Raw genomic sequence first — 17740 nt, 5'->3', positions numbered from 1 at the left:
AGATACGGACGTGGCAACGCCTCAGAGGCGCGCACCCCTGAGGCGTTGCCACGTCCAGCGTTCTTACTTCTCCAGCTTCACGAGCGCAGCGTCCAGGCGTGCCAGCACGCGCTCGCGGCCCAGCGCCTCCAGGGACTCGAACAGCGGGAGCCCCACCGTCCGGCCCGTGACCGCCACGCGAACAGGCGCCTGGGCCTTGCCCAGCTTGAGGCCGTGGCGCTCGCCGATCTCCAGGAGGGTCTGCTTCAGCGGCTCCGCCGCCCACTCCGTCGTCTGGTACGCCTCGCGGGCGTCCCGCAGGACCTCCGCCGCGCCCGGCTTCATCGCCTTGGTCCAGGAGGCCCCGTCCTCGACCGGCTGGTCCAGGAAGAGGAAGTCGACGTTGGCGGTGATCTCCGACAGCACCGCGAGGCGGGTCTGCGCCAGCGGGGCGATCTCCTCGAAGAGGGCCCGGTCGAACTGCTCCGGGGTCCAGTTGGCGTACGGCGCGACCAGGTACGGGGCGCACGCGGCCAGGAACTGCTCCGCGCTGAGGGCGCGGATGTACTCGCCGTTGAACGCGGTCAGCTTCTTGATGTCGAAGAAGGCCGGCGAGGTGTTGACGTCCTCGATCCGGAAGCGGCGCTGCAGCTCCTCGAAGGGGAGGATCTCCTCGTCCGCGCCCGGGGCCCAGCCCAGCAGCATCAGGTAGTTGACCATGGCCTCCGGCAGGAAGCCCTCGGCCAGGTAGTCCTCCAGCGCGACCTTGTCGCGGCGCTTGGAGAGCTTCTGCCGCTTCTCGTTGACGATCACCGACAGGTGCGCCCAGACCGGCGGGGTCGCCCCCAGCGCCTCCCAGAGCAGCTGCTGCTTGGGGGTGTTGGAGAGGTGCTCCTCGCCGCGGATGACCTCGGTGACCTTCTCGTCCAGGTCGTCGACGACGTTGGCGAGCAGGAAGACCGGGGAGCCGTCGCCGCGGGCGATGACGAAGTCCTCGATGGCCTTGTTCGGGAAGACGGTGTCGCCGCGGACGACGTCCTTGACCAGCGTCTCGCCCTCGTCCGGCGTGCGGAAGCGCAGCGCGCGGCCCTCGGCGTACGCGAGGCCCCGGTCGCGGCAGAAGCCGTCGTAGCCCAGCTGCTCGGAGCCGGTGCGCTTGGCGAGCTCCTCGCGGGTGCAGTCGCAGTAGTAGGCGCGCCCGGCGTCGCGCAGCTGCGCGGCGGCCTCGCGGTGGCGGTCGGCGTTCTGGGACTGGAAGTACGGGCCCTCGAAGGCCGGGTCGTCCTTGCTGATCCCGATCGCGGCGAGCGCGTTGATGATGCCGTCGATCCACTCCGGCTTGTTGCGCGCGGCGTCGGTGTCCTCGATGCGGAGCACGAAGACGCCGCCTTCGGACTGTCGCGCCACGGCCCAGTTGTACAGAGCGGAACGCGCGCCACCGACGTGGAACATGCCGGTGGGCGAGGGGGCGAAGCGGACACGTACCGGAGTAGCAGACATGGGGCAAGAGTATCGAGCCCGCGGGCCGGGTCGCTTCCCAGTAACCGCGTCGTGAGCAGAATCAGTCGAGGTGGCTGAGCTTCTCGGGGTTGAGCACGGCGTAGACGTGGGCGATCAGGCCCGCCTCGTCGAAGTCGAAGACGTAGACGACCCGGCGCAGCGGCGTGCGGATCTCCACCGCCGGTGCGCCGTTGTACCAGGCGTGGCGGATCTCGCCGGCGGCGTAGAAGCGCTCGAAGACCTTGGCGTGGAGCCGGGCCGCCTTCGCCGCGCCGAAGATGGGGCGCCGTCCCGCGCCGGACATGCCGTTGCCGTCGGTGGTCAGCACGACGTCCTCGCGCAGCAACGACTCCAGCCGGGCAAGGTCGCCGCCCTGTGCGGCGGCCAGGAACGCGTCCACCAGCAGGCGGGCCTGCTCCGGATCGAGCTGGGCCGGCCGGCGCGGCTCGGCGGTGAGACGGCGGCGGGCCCGGCTGAGAAGTTGGCGGCAGGACTCCTCACTGCGTTCCAGGATCGCGGCGATCTCCGGGTACGGCACGCCGAAGGCCTCGCGCAGCACGAAGACGGCGCGTTCGGCCGGGTCGAGTCGGTCCAGGAGCAGCAGCACGCCCATCGACGCGGAGTCGCGCAGCGCCGCCCGCTCGGCGGGGTCGGCGCGGTCGCTCCAGGCGTCCACCGACGCGGGCAGCGGCTCGGGGAGCCAGGAGCCGACGTAGAACTCGCGCCGCGACGCGGCCGAGCGCAGCCGGTCCAGTCCCAGCCGGGTGGTGACGGTGGTGAGGTAGGCCGCCGGGTTGGCGACCTCGTCCCGCTCCGCCGCACCGAGCGCGCTCCAGCGCAGGTACGCGTCCTGGACGGTGTCCTCCGCCTCGTGCACCGAGCCCAGCAGGCGGTACGCGAGGGAGAGCAGCATCGGGCGCTGTTCCAGGAAGGCATCGGCGGCGGCCGGCGCGGCGACGGGCGGCACGGGGTTCAGCCCTGCGGCTTGACGTACGCCTGCGTGGTCACGGCCAGCCGGTTCCATGCGTTGATCGTAACGATCGCCATCAGCAGGTGGACGAGTTCCTTCTCGTCGAACTGCCCGGCGGCGCGCTCCCAGACCTCGTCCGGGACGCCGTGCTGACCCAGCCGGGTGACCGCGTCGGTCAGCGCGAGAGCGGCCTGCTCGCGCGGGGTGAACAGGTGCTCGGCCTCCTCCCAGGCCCCGACGACGACCAGGCGCTGCAGCGTCTCGCCCTGCGCGGCGGCGTCGCGGGCATGCATGTCGAGGCAGTAGGCGCAGCCGTTGAGCCCGGAGGCGCGCATCTTGACCAGCTCGCGCAGGGCCGGGTCGAGCTGGTGGCTGCTGATCTCCTCCATGCGCATCATGGCCTGGTACGCGTTGGGGTCGATCTTGTACCAGTTGAGTCGGCCCGGAGCGGCGGCGGCACGGGCGGCGGCGGTGTTCTGGGTCATGGTCTCGTCCTCTCGGAGCTTCGCTGTCTCGGATCCTTGGCGCGCTTTCCCCCACTCGACGGGGCAGCCCGGTTGGTTGTGACGGATTCAGATGTGACGCCGGTCACAGCTCCGCCGGGTGCTACGTTCGCCGCATGAAACGAGTCCCGTTCCATGGTGCGGAGAAGGAAAGCCTCCACGTCGCCCTCGACCGGCATCGCGACGCGGTGCTGTGGAAGCTCGACGGCCTGGACGACGAAGCGCTGCGCCGCCCGATGACCCCGTCCGGGACCAACCTGCTCGGGCTGGTCAAGCACCTGGGTGGGGCCGAACTGGCCTGGTTCTGCGAGACCTTCGGCCGCGAGACGGGCCCGATGCCGTTCGACCTCGACGCCGACGACGGCCTGGACATGCGAGTCGAGCCGCACGAGTCGACCGAGGAGATCCTCGCCTTCTACGCCCGCGCCCGTGCCACCGCCGACCAGGCGATCGGCGAGCTGGCCCTGGACACGGCCGGTACGGCGTGGTTCGGCGACTCCGTCACGCTGCGCTGGGTGCTGATCCACATGACCACGGAGACGGCCCGGCACGCGGGCCATATGGACATCATGCGCGAGCTGGTCGACGGCGCGACCGGCGACCACAACCGGGCCCGGACCAACTGACGCCGACTGGTCGTCCAGCCGTCCAGCTGTCTGGCCGTCCAGCCGTCAGCGGGAGGGGACCGGCCCCTCAAGCTGGCGGCTGATCCACTCGATCGGACCCTCTCCCATCGCCGGGACGTAGGTGTAGGCGTTGTGCCGCCCGTCCGGGATCAGGTTCAGCGTGGTGTGGATCGGTCCCTTGTCGCCGTAGGTGGCGACGAAGCTCTCGATCGCCCTGATCGTCGCCCGGTTCTCGTGAGTGCCGACCTGGAACGCGAGGTAGACGTCCGGGCCGCCGCGCGCGATCAACTGCTGGGCCAGCACCAGCGGGTTGTTCTGCTGCTGCTCCACCGGGTGCCCCTTCCAGAACGGCGAGTCCGGCACGATGTCCGGCCCGGAGGCCAGCACGGCCTTGAACCGGTCCGGGTACTGGAGCACCAGCTTCAGACCGGCGAAGCCACCGCTCGACGACCCCAGGAAGGCCCACCCGTCCCGGGACCTGAGGGTGCGGAAGTTCTGCCGCATCAGGTCCGGGATGTCCTGCGCCAGCCAGGTGCCCATCTTGGGCTGGCCGGGGATGTCGCTGCCGTCCCAGTAGTGGGAGTGGACGTCCGGGCCGGGGTTGAGCACCGGCATCGCGAGCAGGAACGGCTTGCTCTTCCCCTGCTGGTACCAGTCGCTGATGCTGCTCTCCAGCTTGAGGCTCGGGTCCTTCCAGTAGTTGTCGTTGAAGCCGGGGCCGCCCGGCAGCGCGATCAGCACGGGGAAGCCGCTGTGCGCGTACCGCGGGTCGCTGTACTCCTTCGGCGCCCAGACCCAGACCTTGCCGGTGTAGCCCGACTGCCTGCCGGTGACGGTCGCGACCGCGATGTGCGTCCCGTCGTCCAGCGTGTGCTCGATCCGCCACTGCGTCTCGGGGCCGGTGGGCAGTTCGGTGCGGCCGTCGGCGGAGATCGCGCCGTCGCCCGCGCCGTGACCGCCCGGGCCGGCCGGTACGGGTGTGTCGAAGACGATCGGCTCACCGCGCTGGCTGAACGGCGGGATCTCGTAGTGCCGCATCAGCGGGACGCCGACCGCCACCGCCGTGCCCAGACACGTCGTCAGCGCGCCCACCCACAGCAGCGCCCGTCGCGTCCGCAGCGCCCGCAATGCCCGCAGCCTGAACAGTGTCCGCAGGGTCGGCAGCGTCCGCGGTGACTGCCGGGTCCACCGGAGCGGCCGAAGGCGCGAGTGCTGATCGGGCACGTCGGAGGGTTCGGCTGAGGTGGGCTGGTCGGCCATGAGCGGCTCCGGCTGCTGGAGAAAGCGTGGAATTCGGGACGCATGACGGGAAATCAACACTAAGCGGTACTGCGTGTTCCGCGATGCGGCCGACCCGGTGCACTTTCTCTCTATATCGAGATTCTTGATGTCGACACGATTGCCTGAGCTGGGTATCTTGATGTCGAGATAGTTCCGCCGCGGTGCCGAGGGGGCGACATGTGGAGCCAGATGCGCAATCCGCCGGGCGGGCGTGACGCCCGGATCATGCTTGCGGCGCAGTTCGTGGACCGCACCGGCAGCGGCGTGTGGGCCGCTGGCAGCGTGCTCTACTTCGCCCTCGTGGCGGGGCTGGACGCCCGGCAGATCGGCCTGCTGCTGGGTGCGGCGGGCATCGCCGGCATCGCCGGATCACCGCTGGCCGGCTGGCTCGCCGCCCGCGTCCCGGCGCGCACGGTGCTGATGGGCAGCCACCTGGTCCGGATGGTGGCACTTTCCGCCGTGATGTTCTGTCACGGTTTCGCCGCTCTGCTGCCGTTCGTCGCCGCCACGGCGTTGGCCGAGCGCGCGGCGAAGATGCTGGAGATGCTCTTCGCCACCCGGATCGCTGGCGACCGGCGCTCCACCTACCAGGCGCTCACCCGCACCTCCGCCAACGCGGGCTACGCGATCGGCGCAGGTCTCGCGGCGATCGGACTGGCCGTCGGCACGCTTGCCGCGTACCGGGCGCTGGTGCTGGCCAACGTGCTCTCCTATCTGCTGGCTGCCGTGCTGGTCCGACGCACCCGCGAGCCCGGCGCGTCGACGACGGCGGTCGCGACGTCCGCCGCTCCCGCGTCGGCCGCTGTCGCGCGGCCGACGGCGGCAGTCGAGGTGGTCCACGCGGCTGACGTGGCCAACCCCTGGCGGGACAAGGGCTATCTGCTCTTCGTCCTCCGCGACATCCCGCTCTGCCTGGACGACTCGCTGCTCAATGTCGGGCTGCCGCTATGGCTGGTCGGCCACACCCGCGCCCCGCACGCGTTCGTCCCGGCGTTCCTGGCGATCAACACGGTGCTCGTCGTCGTCCTGCAACTGCGGGTCTCCGCCGCGACCGAGGGTCCGCGCCGGGCGGTGCGGGCGGTCGTCTGGTACGGGGTGTCGCTGCTGGCGTGCTGCCTGATCCTGGCCGGCGCGACGGGTGGAGGCGCGGTCGGCGCCTCGTTGGCGCTGCTGGCGGCGGCGGTCCTGGTCACCCTGGCCGAGCTGGTCCGCTCGGTGACGTCGTGGGAGCTCGCGGTCTCGCTGGCGCCGGAGCACGCGCGTGCCGCCTACCTCGGGGTGGCCGGGATGTCGCAGGCGATCCAGAAGTCCGCCGGTCCGCCGCTGCTCACGGGTGTGGTCATGGCGGCGGGACCGGTCGGCTGGGCGGTGCTGGGCGCGGCGGTCACCGGCATCTCCGTCGTGCAGAGCCGCGCGAGCCGACGCCGGCTCGCGGCGATGACGCCCGCTCCCGGCTCGCAGGCAGCCTCGCCGACGGTCTCGCCGACGGCCTCTCGGATGGTCTCGCCGACCGAGGTGGTCAGCCGACCGGGAAGTTCTTGTCGAGCAGCGCGTCCAGCGTCGGCCCGTACATCCGGTTCTTGATCTTCCCCAGGGTCGGCCCGGCCTTCTTCAGCTGCGGGTGGACCAACTCGACGGCGGTGGCCAGCACTTCGCCCTCGGCGGCGGTCCGGTCGACGATCTCGCGTCCCAGCGCCTCGGCGCCGCCGAAGCGGTGGGCGGTGACCATCGCCTCGTGCGCGGTCTGCGGCGTCAGCCTGGCCTGGATCAGCGCCGACATGCCGGGCGTGAAGGGGATGTCGATCTCCGCCTCGGGCAGGCACCAGTAACCGCGGTCCGCCCGCATCACCCGCACGTCGTGCGCGAGCGACAGCATCGCCCCGGCGGCGAAGGCGTGCCCCTGGATCGCCGCCGCCGTGACGAACGGCAGCGTCAGTATGCGGGCGAAGAGGGCGTGGACGGCGGCGACGTAGTCCTCGACCTTGTCGCCGTTGGCGAAGAGCCAGTCGAGGTCGAGGCCGTTCGACCAGAACTTCCCGGTCGCCGCGGTCACCAGCGCCTTCGGTCCTTCCGCCGCCTCGACCTCGTCGAGCAGCGCGTTGGCGGAGGCCAGCCAGTCGGGGTGGAAGCGGTTCTCGTTGTCCCCTATGTCGAGGACGAAGACATCGTCCTGGCGGTCGAGCACTGGCATGGCGCAGCCCCCTGCATCTGTCGGTCCATGACGCGATGTCGCGAAATCGGCTGCCCCGGGCGAGAGTTACCGGTAGGTAGCACAATGCACGTCATGTTACCCGCGGTAGCTGCGGATGTCCGTCGCTTTCCGGGTCCTCCGGGGGCGAACCGTCGGTGCACCGCCTGTGGCGCATTAGCACTGGCTGGAAGGCCCGAGAATGACCACGTGGACTACCAGGAACTCCTCGACGCGGCCACGGCGGCGGCCCGTCGTACCCGTGGCACCGGCCATGTCGCCGACTACATCCCCGCGCTGGCGCGCGTCGACCCCGACGCCTTCGGCATGGCCATCGCCACCGTCGAGGGCGACGTCTACGGGGCGGGGGAGTGGGAACAGCCGTTCTCCATCCAGAGTGTCTCCAAGCTGCTCACGCTGACCCTCGTCCTGGCCCAGGGTGGCGACGACGTCTGGCAGCGGGTGGGCCGCGAGCCGTCCGGCAACCCGTTCAACTCGCTGGTGCAGCTGGAGACCGAGCACGGCATCCCGCGCAACCCGTTCATCAACGCGGGCGCCGTCGTGGTCACCGACCGTCTGCATAGCCTCACCGGAGGCCACGCGGCCGAGGCCGTCCTCGACTTCGTCCGCACCGAGTCCGGGAACCCGGATCTCGCCATCGACCCCGAGGTCGCCGCCTCCGAGGCCGAGCACGGCCACCGCAACGCCGCACTGGCCCACTTCATCGCCAGCCACGGCAACCTGGTCAACTCGGTCGAGACGGTGCTGACCGAGTACTACGCGCACTGCGCCATAGCGGCCAGTTGCCGCGACCTCGCGCAGACGGGCCTGGTCCTGGCCCGTCACGGCCTCCGCGTCGACGGCAGTCGGCTGCTCTCGCGCAGCGAGGCCAAGCGAATCAACGCCATCCTGCTGACCTGCGGTACCTACGACGCCGCAGGCGAGTTCGCCTACCGCGTCGGCCTGCCCGGCAAGAGCGGCGTGGGCGGCGGCATCCTGGCGATCCTCCCGGGGCAGGCGGCGATCTGCGCCTGGGGTCCGGCACTCGACCCGGCGGGCAACTCCGTCGCGGCCGTCGCCGCGCTCGACGCCTTCACCACGCTCTCGGGGCTGTCGATCTTCTGACGCCCTGTCGTGTCCGCAATCGCGTCCGCATCCGCTCGTACATCCGCGACGCTGCGTTCTCGCGCTTCGGCCTCATCGAGCCAGCCGACGGGCCAGCTTCAGACCGCTGAAGTCGATGCTCGCCCCGGCGGAGCGGCCGCGGACCACGACGCCCACCGTCCGGACGGTGATCATCGCCAGCACCATCAGCACGAACGCGGTGCCGTAGGTCGCGCCGGGGACGTGGTTCTGGATCGAGAACTGCGCCAGGTCGTGGGTGAACCAGTGCGTCGATCCGTAGGCGAAGCCGAGGCGCAGGACCAGCGCGGCGGTCCACAGCGCGGCGTAGGGCCAGCCGGCGACGGTGACCAGGCGGTTGTCGGCCGGGTCGCGACGGACCTTGATCATTGCCACTGAGGCGATCCCGAACAGCAGGCCCGCGCCCAGCCCGGCGGCCTCGATCAGGTGGGCGGTCGTCCCGCTCGGCATGTCCTTGAGGTACTTGAAGCCGATGCCCGCCACGACCGCGACCGGCAGCAGCAGCCGCTTGCCGTCGGGACGGCGGGTGCCCAGCTGGGTGAAGAGGATCGCGACGAACAGTGCGGTGTAGAGCAGGTAGTCGCTGACGCTCACGGTGTTCCTCCGGTGGGTTCGGCCCCGTGGTGTCCGGGGCCTCGCCCCCGGCGAGTTCCTCGTCCTGCAGGACCTCTTCCTCAACGGCCGCAGCGCCGTCGGGGACGTGGCCAAGCGCACTGGCCTGGCCCAGAGCCGGGTCTCGACCAGCGTCCGCTCCTTCGTCGAACGCGGTTGGGCGGTCACCTCCGCCGACCCCGCGGACGGCCGGAAGACGCTGGTCGACCTCACCGCCGAGGTCCGCACGGCGGGCGCGAAGCGCCGCGAGGGCCGCGCCGACCGGACGCTGACGTCGGCACTCTCAGCCGCCGAACCGGAGGAGCGCGCGACGCTCGTCGCCGCGCTGGCCCGCCTGCACCAACTCCTGGTCGCGGGGGAGGTTCCGCGCCGCTTCCCGGACGCGCCGCAGTGACGCGTGCTGACGTGTGCTCATGCGCGCTGACGGGTGCCGACGGCCGCTGACTCGTGCGGGGGACTTGGCTGAGGCGGGCGTGACCGGAGGGCGGGCCCGCAGATAGGCTCGACGACCGATTGGGCGCGACTGTCGCGCACCGAACTTACGGGGAGGGCCTCATGTCGTTCGACCGGCCTGGTGCGCCGATGAATCCGGGAGCACAGCCGCCGCAGCAGCAGCCGCCGATGGGCCAGCCGATGGGCCCGCCCATGGGTCAGCCGATGGCACCGCCGCAGCCTCAGCAGATGCAGCAGCAGATGCCGCAACAGCCGTCGTATCCGCAGCAGATGGCGCCGGCTCAGCCGGGGGCGCCGCTGCAGCAGCCCCCGGCAGGCGGTCCGCAGTACGCGCAGGCGCCGCCCGTCGGCTTCGCGCCCCCGATGGGCGCGCCCGCGCCCAGGAAGACGGCTGTGGACCCGGTCGTCTTCGGTGCGGTGGCCATGCTGGGGCTGGAACTGGTGAGTTTCATCATGTCGCTGGTGACGGCCGGCTTCCTACCCGAGCTCGGCAGCCTGTTCGGTGTGACCTGGGCGCGGTACGTCGCGGATTCCCAGTTCGTCGCGGCGGACCTCGCCTACTGCGCCGCCCTGGCTGTGGGCGCGTTCGGCGCGTTCCGCGGCCGTGCCTGGGGGCGGCCCGTCTTGCTGACCGTCATGGCGCTGTTCGCCTACCCGACCGCCGTCGACCTGCTGGACGCGCTTATCCACGGCACGTTCCCGCAGGGGCACAACCTCCTGTTCAACGTGGTCGCGATCCTCGAGTTGCTGGTCGCCCTGGTGACACTCGGCCTGGGCCTCGCGCGGATCGCCGCGAGCCGCGGTCCCGCCCGCCCGGCAGGCGTCGGGATGCCCGGCATGCCCGGCGTCCCGGGTCAACCCCCGATGGGCCAACCCCCGATGGGCCAACCCCCGATGGGTCAGCCGCCGATGGGTCAGCCGGTGCAGCCGCAGGGCCAGTTCCAGCCGACCCCGCCGCCCGCCCAGCAGCCGATGCCGCAGCAGCCGATGCCGCAGCAGCAGTTCGGGCAGCCCCAGGGGCAGTTCGGCCAGCCCCAGCAGCCCCAGCCCGTGCAGCAGCAGCCGCCGATGCAGCAGCCGCAGCCGCCGATGGGCCAGCCGCAGCCGCAGCCGCAGCCGGGCTACGGATACCCCCAGCCCGCGTCCGGCTACGGCTACCCGCAGCCGGGCTACGGCCAGCAGCCGCCCGCTCCCGGCGCCTGACCCTTCCTGCACCCGATACCGGACACCCGACCCTGGACACCCGACGCCCCGTCACGGGCGCGGGATGTTCCGCAGGTTGCTGCGGGCCAGGTCGATCATCCTGCCCACGCCGCCGTCCAGCACCGTTCGTCCTGCCGCCAGGGCGAACCCCTTCAGCTGGGCGGCGGTGATCGTCGGCGGCAGCGACAGCGCGTTCGGGTCCGTGACGACGTCGACCAGCGCCGGGCCGGGCGCGGCCAGCGCCTCGGTCAGCGCGCCGCGCAGCTTCTTCGGGTCGGTCACCCGGACGCTGTGGATGCCGCAGGCGGCGGCGATGGCGGCGTAGTCGACCTTGCCGTTGTCGATCTCGAACTCGGGATAGCCGCTGACCATCATCTCCAGCTTGATCATCCCGAGTGCGCCGTTGTTGAAGACCACCGCCTTGAGCGGCATCCGCTTGCGGTATTTGGCCACCGTCAGCAACTCGCCCATCAGCATGCCGATCCCGCCGTCCCCGCAGAGCGCGACCACCTGCCGCTCCGGGTTCGCCAGTTGGGAGCCGATCGCGTGCGGCAGTGCGTTGGCCATCGAGCCGTGCAGGAACGAGCCGATCACCCGACGGCGGCCGTTGGGCGTCAGGTAGCGGGCGGCCCAGACGTTGTTCATGCCGGTGTCGACGGTGAATACCGCGTCGTCCGCCGCGACGTCGTCCAGCACCGAGGCCACGTACTCGGGGTGGATCGGGGTGTGGTGCTCGATGTTCTTGGTGTACGCGCCGACGACCTTCTCCAGGGCCGAACCGTGGCGGCGCAGCATGTCGTCGAGGAACGACCGGTCCTGACGCGGCTTCAGCAGGGGCAGCACGGCGCGCAGCGTCGCCCGCACGTCCCCGTGGACGGCGAGTTCGAGCGGCGTACGGCGGCCCAGCCGCGTCGCGTCATGGTCGATCTGGACGGTGTTCCGGCCGGGCAGGAAGCTGTCGTAGGGGAAGTCGGTGCCGAGCAACAGCACCAGATCGGCCTCGTGCAAGGCCTGGTGGCACGCGCCGTAGCCGAGCAGGCCGCTCATGCCGACGTCGTACGGGTTGTCGAACTGGATCCACTCCTTGCCGCGCAGCGAGTGCCCGACCGGCGCCTTCACCGTGTCGGCCAGCTGCATCACCTCGGCGTGCGCGCCGCGCACCCCCGCGCCGGCGAAGATCGCGACCCGGTTGGCCGCGTTGATCAGCTCGGCCAACGCGGTCACCTGGGCGTCGGGCGGGATCGGGGTGGCGTGCTCGGTCAGGAACGCGCTGGTCCCGGTCGGGCCCGCGACCGGCAGCGCGGCGACGTCCCCCGGGAAAGCGACGACGGACACCCCGCGCTCGCCGAGCGCGTGCTGGATCGCGGTCCGCAGCACGCGGGGCATCTGGCTGGGCGTGCCGATCATCTCGCAGTAGCTGGAGCAGTCGACGAAGACCCGCTCGGGGTGCGTCTCCTGGAAGAACCCGGTCCCGATCTGCGCCGACGGGATGTGCGACGCCAGCCCGAGCACCGGCACCCGGGACCGGTGCGCGTCGTACAGCCCCTGGATCAGGTGCGTGTTCCCCGGCCCGCACGACCCGGCGCACACCGCCAGCCGCCCGGTGATCTCCGCCTCGGCCGCCGCAGCGAACGCCCCGGCCTCCTCGTTCCGGACGTGCACCCACTCGATCGCCCCGTCGGTCCGCCGGATCGCGTCGACCACCGGGTTCAGGCTGTCGCCCACCACCCCGTAGATCCGCTCCACCCCGGCCTGCCGCAGCACCGTGATCATCTGCTCCGCGACCGTGCGCTCTGCCATCGCCACGCTCCTCCGCCACATCACTGACCGACTGTCGGCTTGCTCGTCGTGCCGAACCCGATCCTCCCCCGCCAACCCCGCCCCGAGCAGAACCGCCGCGCAGCCGTTCACCGCCGAGGAGGGGGACGGCAGCAGTCGGCGCGGAAAAGCGGAGCGGAAAACCGGTGCGGGAAAGCGGTACGGAAAAGCACTGAGGCCCTGCCGAAGATCTCGGCAGGGCCTCACGTGTCTGTCACCAGTCGGGGTGGCGGGATTTGAACCCACGACCTCTTCGTCCCGAACGAAGCGCGCTACCAAGCTGCGCTACACCCCGGTGCAACGAGAGGTAACTCTACCCGACCTCGGGGCCTCGTCCGTCCCGGCCCCGGGCGTGAGATGCGCAAGGGCCCGGGTCGGGTGGAAGGGGGGTTACTTGGTCTGGTCGGAGTCCGGGATGCCGTTCCTGGTGGCGAGCGCGTAGGCCTGTTCGACGGTGAGACCCTGGTAGGCCGCGGCGGAGGCCGGGAGGCCGCCGAGCGGGAAGGGGCTGGCCTGGGCGCACTGGACCGTGGCGCCCGCGTTCTCGGTGTGGGCCTGGGCGGTCGCCTGGCCGATGTCGACCGAGGGCTTCGAGCTCGCGCCGGAACCCCCGCCGACCTTGAGGTTGGGGCCGACGATGACGTGCACGGTGGTCAGGCCCGGGGTCACGGTGAGGGACGACGACGGCAGGCCCAGAGCGGAGGCCACCTGCTGGGCCTCGACCTTGTAGCTCGGGTCGGAGTCCGAGTACTCCACCTCGCTCGCGTTCACCGACATCGGGGTCGAGACCACGCTGCTGTTGGTGTAGCCCTTGCTGACCAGTTCGCTCTGCACCGCGGCGGCCTGGCCGGTGATCCCGGTGCCGTTGAGCACGTGGACCTCGACCGTGGACGGGTCCACCGTCTGCGTCGCGGAGGCGGACGAGGACGCCGACGGCTTGGGCTTCGAGGCGGTCGGCGTCAGCGACTGGTCGTTGGCGATCGCGTCGAAGAGCTGCTGCGAACCCGGGCCCGGGACCAGCCAGGCGTTCGGGTTGTACGGGTCCTGCGCCGTCGGCATGGTCGCGAAGGTGATGTGGTCGGTCGGTATCGACCCGAGCGTGTTGGCCAGGCTGATCAGGCTGGTCACACCGGCGAGACCGTCGTCCACCTGGAAGGCCTTCGAGGCCGACTCCGCCAGGTTGAAGACGTTCGTCGGATCGGCCAGCGTGCTCGCGCTCTTCATCTTGTGGATCAGGGCGCTGAGGAAGATGTGCTGGGTCTGGGTGCGGTCCACGTCGCTCGCCCCGCCGAACGCGTGGCGGGAGCGCAGGAAGGCGAGCGCGCCCGAGCCGACCAGGGTGTGGGTGCCGGCCTTCAGCTTGAGGTGGGAGCCCGGGTCGTAGACGTTCGCCGAGGAGCAGACCTGGACGCCGCCCACGGCGTCGGACATGTTCACCACGCCGGTGAAGTCGACCATCATGTAGTGGTCGATGTGCACACCGGTCAGCGAGTTGACCGCGGAGACCGTGCAACCAGGCCCGTAGTTCAGGCTGTTGGTGATCTGGTCGTGTGTCGGGAAGCTGTAGGTCTTCCCGTCCGACGCGGTGCACGACGGAATCTGCAGGTCCGTGTCGCGCGGGATGCTCATCACCGTCGCGTTCTGGTGGTCCGCCGAGACGTGCAGCAGCATCTCCACGTCCGCGTGCGGCAGCGAGTTGTCCGCGCCGCCGAGCGAGGCGTCCCCGCCGAGGCGGGTGTCGGAGCCGATGATCATGATGTTCAGCGCGCCGGGGATGATGGCGCCCTTCTGGGGCTGGCTGCCGCTGTCCAGCGCGGTGTGCTTGATGTTGCCGTCGAGCTGGTAGACCCAGGCGCATCCGGCCGCCGCGACGAGTATCGCGAAGGCGCCGACGCCCATGGCTATCCGCTTCGCCCGTTGCTTGGGCTTCTGCTTGCGCCGTCCCGTGGCGGCTGTCGTCCCACGGCCACCCGCCGCGTGGCCGCCCGAGGCGCCCCGCTGGCCGGGAACCGACTTTCCGCGCGCAGCCTGGCGAGCGGCGGCCCTGCCGCCGAAGGACTCTTCGGGTGGTGTCACGATGGTCCCGCTCCTTGCCGCTATAGGTCAACACGCAATCGGTTTCCGGGGATCCTAGTCCCGACGGGTGAAGACACCAGAGACTGCCTGTCCGGTTCCCGTCGGTTGCGTGGGTCACAGTGACCTCAAGCGGTCTCAACACGTGCGAAAACTGCACACAAAATGCGCGAGAACGGTCTGCGGGCACGAGAAGAGGGCCGGTCTTCCTGAGTGGAAGACCGGCCCTCTTCGGTGTGTCACCAGTCGGGGTGGCGGGATTTGAACCCACGACCTCTTCGTCCCGAACGAAGCGCGCTACCAAGCTGCGCTACACCCCGGTGCAACGATGGTTACTCTAGCGGACCATCCCCCCGGAGACGAAATCCGATTCCCGCAGGCCGGTGCGGGTGGGGCGGGTGTGCAGTTCCGGGGGCGGTTTGGGGCAGGCCCGATGGAGCCCGCCCGAGAGCCCGCGGCGGACCTGGCACGGACCCGGCACGGACTCGCCGCAGACCCGCCGCAGACGCGGACGAGGGCCGTCGGTAAGGGCCGACGTGGATGTTCATACCGGAACGGCATGGCAGTGCTCCTAAGATGGACGTATGTCCGAGCTGCGCCGCCTGCGGTACTTCCTGGCCGTCGCCGAGGAGCGGAACTTCACACGCGCCGCGGAGCGGCTCCACATCGCGCAGCCGGCGCTCAGCCGCCAGGTGCGGGAGCTGGAGCGCGAGCTCGGCGTCGAGCTGCTGACCCGCACGACGCACAAGGTCGAACCGACCGAGGCCGGTCGGATGCTGCTGGAGCGCGGCCCGGCGCTGCTGGAGGCCGCGGAGAACCTCTGGCGCGGCGTGCGCGAGTACGCGGACGGGCGGGTCGGCGCACTCAGCCTCGGCTACGGGATGAGCGCGGGCTACGAGACCGCCCCCCAACTGCTGCTGGCGATGAGCGAGGAAGCCCCCGGCATCGAGGTGTCGGCCCGGGTCATGGCCTTCGCCGACATCGTCGACTCCGTCGCCGCCGGGACGCTGGACGTGGGCCTGGTCCGCTCCGCGCAGCTGGACGCGCTGCCGGCGGACGTCGAGCTGACGCTGCTGCGCCGCGAGCCGCAGGGCATCGTGATCAGCCGGGACCACCCGCTGGCCCAGGGCACAACCGAGATCGACCCGGCCGACCTGGACGGCCTCAAGCTGCTGCTGCACCCGCGCGACCACAACCCCGGCCACTACGACGAGATCATGGAGATCTGCGCGCGGGCCGGTGCCAAGCCCGAGGTGCTCTACCGGGGCCTGGACTTCGACGCCTCCTACACGCCGGTGGCCTCCGGCGCCGCGGTGACCATGGTCGGCCTCTCCGGCCGGATCGGGCTGCCGAGCAGCCTGGTCTGGCTCCCGGTGACGCCGCGCGCGTTCATCGAGGTGCACCTCGTCACCCGTCCCGGCAAGCACTCGCCGTCGGTCGGCCGACTGCTGCGGGTCGCCGAGGAGACCTCGCGTCGGCACGCGTGGCTCTCGGACGACGCGGGAGACGTGGGAGACGCGGGCGAGCCGGCAGGGACGTCCGGTGGGCCCCGGGCGGCGCGAGGCGCGTCCCTTCAGGGCCTGCGTCCGGCGGGCGCGCTGGACGGTGCGGACATCGGCGTGATCGACGGCGCGTTCGAGGTCCCCGGAGAAGACCCCAGCGAGGACCCCGGGGACCCCGGCGAGGTCCGCGCCGCCGACGGCGAGTGAGCCGGGACGGCTGAGGTCGGGTCTCAGGCCCGGTCGCGCGGCAGGAGCGTGAGCAGGGTCGCCTCGGGCGGGCAGGCGAAGCGGACCGGGGTGTAGCGGTTGGTGCCGCAGCCCGCCGAGACGTGCAGGTAGGCCTGCCGTCCGCCCGCCACGTGCCGGGACAGGCCCTTGACCCGGTCACGGTCGATGTCGCAGTTGGTCACCAGCGCCCCGTAGAAGGGGACGCACAGCTGACCGCCGTGGGTGTGCCCCGCCAGGATCAGCGGGTAGCCGTCGGCGGCGAACGCGTCCAGGACGCGCAGGTACGGCGCGTGGACCACACCGAAGGAGACGTCCGCGTCGGCCGACGGGCCGCCCGCGACGGCCTGGTAGCGGTCCCGCCGGATGTGCGGGTCGTCCAGCCCGGTGAGCTCCAGGTCCAGTCCGTTGACCTTCAGCCGGCCGCGCCGGTTGGTCAGGTCCACCCAGCCCGCCGCGTCGAATCCGTCGCGCAGGTCGGTCCACGGGTTGTGGACGGCCCCGACGATGCCACGTCGCGCGGTGCCGTCGGCGTTGTTCAGGCCGTGGTTGCCGGAGAGCATCGCGGACAGGTAGCGGGCGGGGTTCTTCGGCTTGGGACCGTAGTAGTCGTTGGAGCCGAAGACGTACGCGCCGGGGAAGTCCATCAGCGGACCGAGCGCGTCGAGGGTCTGCGGCACGGCCTCCGGGTCGGACAGGTTGTCACCGGTGTTGATCACCAGGTCGGGGCGGAGCGCGGCCAGGCCGCGCAGCCAGACCTGCTTCTTCCGTTGGCCGTTGACCATGTGGATGTCGGAGACCTGGAGGATCCGCATCGGCTTGGCACCCGCCGGGAGCACCGGGATCTCCACGCGTCGCAACCTGAACGAGCGCACCTCGTACCCGGCGGCGTAGCCGACGCAGGCCGCGCCGACGGCGGCGGTGACTCCCAGGGCCTTCAGCGGAACGGAGTATCGGGTGCGCATTCGACCATGGTGTCAGAAGCCGCGCGGTGCCGGTGCGCGAGGTGCGCCGTGCGTGCGCTGAACGCACGCACCGAGTGCACGGGCCGGCTGCGCGGGCTGACCGCACTGACCGCATGCGTTAATGCGGGCGGCGGGTTGCCCGGAGATGCGAGACTTACGTCATGACCACGACGCTCAAGCAGCAGCTCCAGGAGGACCTCACCGCCGCGATCCGGGCCCGTGACGATCTTCGTTCCGGCACGATCCGGCTGACCCTGGCCGCCATCACCAAGGAGGAGGTGGCCGGCAAGACCGCGCGCGTGCTCAGCGACGCGGAGGTGCTCCAGGTGATCACCCGCGAGGCGAAGAAGCGCCGCGAGGCCGCCGAGGCCTTCGACCAGGGCGGTCGCCCGGAGTCCGCGGACCGCGAGCGGGCGGAGGGCGTGGTCCTGGCGGCGTACCTGCCGAAGCAGCTGTCGGACGAGGAGCTCACCGCGATCGTCGCCGAGGCCGTCGCCGAGGCGAAGGCGGGCGGCGCGGAGGGCCCGCGCGCGATGGGCGCGGTCATGAAGATCGTCAACCCGAAGGTCTCCGGCCTGGCGGAGGGCGGCAGGGTCGCCGCCGCGGTCAAGAGCGCGCTGGCGGGCTGAGTCCCTTTCTGACAAGGGAAGTTGCACTACACAGGGGCGCGGGGAACTGCGCGACAAGCCACCCACGACA

Annotated in this window: 16 protein-coding genes and 2 tRNA genes; 7 read left to right on the top strand and 11 right to left on the bottom strand. The window is 71.1% G+C overall.

From position 1 onward, the window contains the following. Positions 1–63: 63 nt before the first annotated feature. From gltX to I2501_RS21960, 3 genes are all read right to left on the bottom strand, one after another. Positions 64–1431 carry a glutamate--tRNA ligase gene (gltX, locus tag I2501_RS21970; protein ID WP_236046970.1) on the bottom strand — a complete coding sequence of 456 codons (1368 nt, stop codon included), beginning with the start codon at positions 1429–1431 and terminating at the stop codon, positions 64–66. Between the two features lie 109 nt (positions 1432–1540). After that, positions 1541–2503 carry an RNA polymerase sigma factor SigJ gene (gene sigJ, locus I2501_RS21965; protein WP_196195863.1) on the bottom strand — a complete coding sequence of 321 codons (963 nt, stop codon included), beginning with the start codon at positions 2501–2503 and terminating at the stop codon, positions 1541–1543. Next, complete coding sequence (locus I2501_RS21960) at positions 2452–2934, bottom strand: carboxymuconolactone decarboxylase family protein (protein WP_196195862.1); 483 nt, start codon at positions 2932–2934, stop codon at positions 2452–2454. The genes sigJ and I2501_RS21960 overlap by 52 nt, the downstream gene beginning before the upstream one ends. 134 nt (positions 2935–3068) lie before the next feature. Here I2501_RS21960 and I2501_RS21955 point away from each other — a divergent pair, with 134 nt between their 5' ends. Next, positions 3069–3578, top strand: coding sequence for a DinB family protein (locus I2501_RS21955; RefSeq protein WP_196195861.1), 510 nt, complete (start codon positions 3069–3071; stop codon positions 3576–3578). Positions 3579–3623: 45 nt separating this feature from the next. On the opposite strand, the gene I2501_RS21950 is transcribed toward I2501_RS21955, so the two are convergent. Next, the gene (locus I2501_RS21950) at positions 3624–4838 is read right to left on the bottom strand and encodes an alpha/beta hydrolase (protein ID WP_236046886.1); all 1215 of its coding nucleotides are present in this window, start codon (positions 4836–4838) and stop codon (positions 3624–3626) included. 198 nt (positions 4839–5036) lie between these two features. Between I2501_RS21950 and I2501_RS21945 the strand changes: the two genes are divergently transcribed. Beyond that, complete coding sequence (locus I2501_RS21945) at positions 5037–6443, top strand: MFS transporter (RefSeq protein ID WP_196195860.1); 1407 nt, start codon at positions 5037–5039, stop codon at positions 6441–6443. Here the strand turns inward: I2501_RS21945 and I2501_RS21940 are convergent. After that, a complete protein-coding gene (locus tag I2501_RS21940; RefSeq protein ID WP_196195859.1) occupies positions 6379–7050 on the bottom strand; it encodes an enoyl-CoA hydratase-related protein in 672 nt (223 codons plus the stop codon). The genes I2501_RS21945 and I2501_RS21940 overlap by 65 nt on opposite strands. Positions 7051–7257: 207 nt before the next feature. Here I2501_RS21940 and I2501_RS21935 point away from each other — a divergent pair, with 207 nt between their 5' ends. Beyond that, entirely contained in the window at positions 7258–8172 is a 915-nt protein-coding gene (locus I2501_RS21935) for a glutaminase (RefSeq protein ID WP_328806522.1), read from the top strand. A gap of 72 nt (positions 8173–8244) precedes the next feature. Here the strand turns inward: I2501_RS21935 and I2501_RS21930 are convergent, their stop codons facing one another. Next, positions 8245–8784 carry a hypothetical protein gene (locus I2501_RS21930; protein WP_196195857.1) on the bottom strand — a complete coding sequence of 180 codons (540 nt, stop codon included), beginning with the start codon at positions 8782–8784 and terminating at the stop codon, positions 8245–8247. A 1-nt stretch (position 8785) separates the two neighbouring features. On the opposite strand from I2501_RS21930, the gene I2501_RS21925 reads away from it, so the two are divergent. Continuing rightward, positions 8786–9196, top strand: coding sequence for a MarR family winged helix-turn-helix transcriptional regulator (locus tag I2501_RS21925; protein ID WP_196195856.1), 411 nt, complete (start codon positions 8786–8788; stop codon positions 9194–9196). 161 nt (positions 9197–9357) lie between these two features. Further along, on the top strand, positions 9358–10458 hold the full coding sequence (locus I2501_RS21920) for a hypothetical protein (RefSeq protein WP_196195855.1): 1101 nt from the start codon (positions 9358–9360) through the stop codon (positions 10456–10458). A 51-nt stretch (positions 10459–10509) separates the two neighbouring features. On the opposite strand, the gene I2501_RS21915 is transcribed toward I2501_RS21920, so the two are convergent. The 4 genes from I2501_RS21915 to I2501_RS21900 all read right to left on the bottom strand — a co-directional run bounded on the left by I2501_RS21915 (position 10510) and on the right by I2501_RS21900 (position 14669). Then, entirely contained in the window at positions 10510–12258 is a 1749-nt protein-coding gene (locus I2501_RS21915; protein WP_196195854.1) for a pyruvate dehydrogenase, read from the bottom strand. Positions 12259–12497: 239 nt separating this feature from the next. Continuing rightward, positions 12498–12571: transfer RNA gene (locus I2501_RS21910), tRNA-Pro, on the bottom strand. 95 nt (positions 12572–12666) lie between these two features. Then, complete coding sequence (locus I2501_RS21905) at positions 12667–14352, bottom strand: LCP family protein (RefSeq protein ID WP_196195853.1); 1686 nt, start codon at positions 14350–14352, stop codon at positions 12667–12669. Between the two features lie 243 nt (positions 14353–14595). After that, positions 14596–14669 (bottom strand) — tRNA-Pro (locus I2501_RS21900). Between the two features lie 264 nt (positions 14670–14933). On the opposite strand from I2501_RS21900, the gene I2501_RS21895 reads away from it, so the two are divergent. After that, positions 14934–16058, top strand: a complete 1125-nt coding sequence (locus tag I2501_RS21895; protein ID WP_196195852.1) for a LysR family transcriptional regulator — start codon at positions 14934–14936, stop codon at positions 16056–16058. A gap of 23 nt (positions 16059–16081) precedes the next feature. Here I2501_RS21895 and I2501_RS21890 read toward each other — a convergent pair whose 3' ends face one another. Beyond that, the gene (locus I2501_RS21890) at positions 16082–17041 is read right to left on the bottom strand and encodes a metallophosphoesterase (protein WP_196195851.1); all 960 of its coding nucleotides are present in this window, start codon (positions 17039–17041) and stop codon (positions 16082–16084) included. 161 nt (positions 17042–17202) lie between these two features. Here I2501_RS21890 and I2501_RS21885 point away from each other — a divergent pair, with 161 nt between their 5' ends. After that, entirely contained in the window at positions 17203–17670 is a 468-nt protein-coding gene (locus I2501_RS21885; protein ID WP_196195850.1) for a GatB/YqeY domain-containing protein, read from the top strand. The last annotated feature ends 70 nt before the right edge of the window (positions 17671–17740 follow it).

The organism is Streptacidiphilus fuscans, assembly GCF_015690355.1.
Taxonomy (GTDB): domain Bacteria; phylum Actinomycetota; class Actinomycetes; order Streptomycetales; family Streptomycetaceae; genus Streptacidiphilus; species Streptacidiphilus fuscans.
This window is presented reverse-complemented; position numbering and strand designations above follow the sequence as displayed.